We start from the raw sequence: 3,059 nt of genomic DNA, 5'->3' as shown, positions 1-3,059 counted from the left end.
ACCTTGGGGAAGCTTATCCTCATATGTACAAATATTTGAAAAAATGGTAGCAATTAAGTTGTTATATCCTACGGCTTTAAAAATATTGAAAACTTGACGCTGGCTAATAGAATGAAAAAAACTTTCAATGTCAACAGTTAATATGGCCGTAGAACCGATATGAACGTTCGCATTGTCGTATGTAGACGTACCTTTTTCAAATCCTTTGCATGAGGGTGACGTTTTGAGTTTATTCAAAATATTGACTAATAGCCATGCCTGAATAGCTTTAAGCTTACGTCCTGGTTGCGAAATTTTTCGGAATCCACCACTCTTTTTTGGAATGTCATATATCTTATAATACTTATCGGAATGCACCGACAATTGATATATGATTGACATTGAAAGATGTGTGAGTGCAGCAAAATCATCCACACATTCTATAACCGGCAGACCCAACATCTTAAGCCTTACTGTATCCGAATTATTCATAGAACAAAAAATGAGGGTAAGGCGCTTTTACTCATAATTATAGACGAAAGTATGAAGAGGTTGCGAGGTATCGAGTCAACCGCTTCATAATTTTGGAAGGTAAAGTTAAGTTTAACTCTCGAATGCCGAAACAACATTCTTACTTAGCACACATGGCATGCTAAATGTCTAAAAACTTACGTTACCCTCAATTTTTTGTTTCTATACTTCAAATTTAATATTTCTAAGCGTAAATCATCAATTGCTTTGGTTTTATCTGTAACCTTTGTTCCCCGTTTGTCTTTGTAGCTTAGAAAGGCCGCTTTCCCTGTTTCAGTCAACCGAAAACCCTCGGTGCTAGATTGAACCCATCTTTTTTTTAATAAGATACCTAATGCTGTTTCAGTAATGCTTGACGCGTATGCGTTATTATCTGTAACTATAGACGCCATATAGGTCAAGGTTTTTCTTCCAACCGGCTCTAAAAGATAAATTGCAGGCAAAAGAAATCTGTCAACGCCGAGCATGGTCAGTTTCGTTCCTCTTCCGGCCGCATGTTTCTTGATGTATCTGACGGAAGAGACAATTTTATCGAGTTCAGGATTTTTTGTGAAAGGTCTAATCCCTGTGGGTAATGCTAATGAACGATCTAAAATTGATGGGTCAATATGCACGACTGACTTGTTATTATTCCTTTTTAATAGTTTGACTGGCCCTTGATTAATAAAGCTTTTGTCTCGCTCATATTTCTTATCAAGTACACAAACCATTTTGTCCCGGAGTTTGGTGTTATTAGCAAAAGCACCTAACTCGGCGAAAGATCCTGCACTCTCAGGAATAACTACCACTACGTCAACACTGTCTGCCAAGAGGTTTTCCAATGATAGAAGGTCTTCGGAAGATGATTTATACAATAACGCTTCGAATATATCTTCAGGGTAAATTATTTCATAATCACCCGCATACCACAGACTGTTAGTCAAAATATCAGAAATTTTAAATCGTATACTGCTTTGATCTGCAACATCTTTCCCGCAAAGAAAGATTGTTGTTTTATAACTTTTAGCGGGTTCGAAAATATCTTTCATGACCTTATCGGCTATAATCTTGGACTCGGATAAAGATAAATCTTGTATTTGCATTGAACTGTTTTTCGACGTCGACATTTCAATCTAATATCGGAATATATTAGTGATTTGTATAAATGATTAATATCCTTATTTGGAAAACAAGGCAAAATTAATTACGAGTTCGTGAGGTTAAACACTAATTTAAATCAATTTTTTGTACAAGATATTTATAATTCTATTAACTAAATTATATTTAATTTTATCAACAGTAAGTCCTAAACAACTTATCACAATTAACACCTATTATGGCTAGAACGGCTGATTATTCTATTCAAGGATTTATTTATCAATTTATTATTACACTTAATAAATTGCTTAAATGTTCTGATGATACTGAGATTGTAGTTGAAGGTATTATTGAAGACATTGACATTGTAATGCCTTCAGGTATAGAAGCAGTGCAATGCAAATATCACGAAGCCAAAAATAAGTTTACCTTATCATCTATCTATAAGCCAATATTGCAAATGATGATAAATTTCGATAAAAATCCTTCAGCGAAAATAAAATACAGACTACATGCCCACTTTCCAAACGAAACCGTTGGAACTATTAAAAAGCTTAGTTCAAAAGATATCGAAGAAGTTCTTAATAGTTCCTCTAAAGAATTAACAAAATTAATTGATCAACTTTCAGCTTTTCATCAAATTGAAGAATTCCTAAATGTTTTCGAAATTGAATTTGGTGCATCTTACGGAGATAGTCAAAGATCGGTTATAGTCGAATTGTCTCAAGAAGGCTTTTCCACGGAAGACGTCGAAGAAATATTTTACCCCAATGCAATACACGCAATTGCAGAAATAAGTATCAATCACGATGAGAATGCCCGTAAAATTACAAAGGAAAGTTTTCTAAACGGTCTTCGGAAAAAAAAGACAACAGCGATAAATCGTTGGACAAAAGAATTAGAATCTTTTCAAAAATTGTTGAAAAGGAGGCGAGATCAGCTACATGTTAATCTAAATTTAAATAGTCGTAATCGATGCCTTATTTTGGATGGTACGTATATTAATGATTTTGAATTAATCGCATCGAAATTGATTGAGGATTTCATTAATAAATATAATAGTAAACCGAGACTAAATGTCTGTCCGACATTTTGTTTAAAAACCACAGAAGACTCACTCAACAAAATCTGGAAAATTCTAAACAAAAGAAGCGTTAATATCGAAAGAGGATTTATTGCCGGAGAGTTTGATGTCAAACGATTTTTGAGGGAGCCAATTAAATTATCTCGAGATAACAGACAAGAGTTTAATTTACGAATGTGCAATTTTGAACTTGATTTCTTAGCCATCGTAAATAATGCAACATTTGATGATATTTTTCTTGTTTCAGACCAAGACTTATTTTCGACTATTGAGAGCTCAATACCTATGAATGCTAATAAGTCTTGGTCTGAAACAAGAAAAATATCATCAAATGTTGCATTATTTACGATGGCTAAGAAATCAAGTTCAAAATTGCACATTCGTAAAT

The 3,059-nt window shown here is 33.7% G+C and carries 3 protein-coding genes; 1 reads left to right on the top strand and 2 read right to left on the bottom strand.

The window, feature by feature from the left end:
* Together AC1DUD_RS30930 and AC1DUD_RS30925 are read right to left on the bottom strand one after the other, a co-directional pair.
* On the bottom strand, positions 1 to 471 hold a 471-nt coding region (locus tag AC1DUD_RS30930; protein ID WP_477381783.1), incomplete at its 3' end, for a reverse transcriptase domain-containing protein.
* A 176-nt stretch (positions 472 to 647) separates the two neighbouring features.
* Positions 648 to 1,538: a retron St85 family effector protein gene (locus AC1DUD_RS30925; protein ID WP_477381781.1), complete on the bottom strand. Its 891-nt coding sequence runs from the start codon at positions 1,536 to 1,538 to the stop codon at positions 648 to 650.
* A gap of 287 nt (positions 1,539 to 1,825) precedes the next feature.
* Here AC1DUD_RS30925 and AC1DUD_RS30920 point away from each other — a divergent pair.
* On the top strand, positions 1,826 to 3,059 hold a 1,234-nt coding region (locus tag AC1DUD_RS30920; protein ID WP_477381779.1), incomplete at its 3' end, for a hypothetical protein.

Source organism: Mucilaginibacter sp. P4_A11 (assembly GCF_056402535.1).
This window is presented reverse-complemented; position numbering and strand designations above follow the sequence as displayed.

Bases quoted from the DNA above. Each gene is read 5' to 3' on its own strand.
- AC1DUD_RS30925 (WP_477381781.1), bottom strand. From the start codon at position 1,538: ATGAAAGATATTTTCGAACCCGCTAAAAGTTATAAAACAACAATCTTT.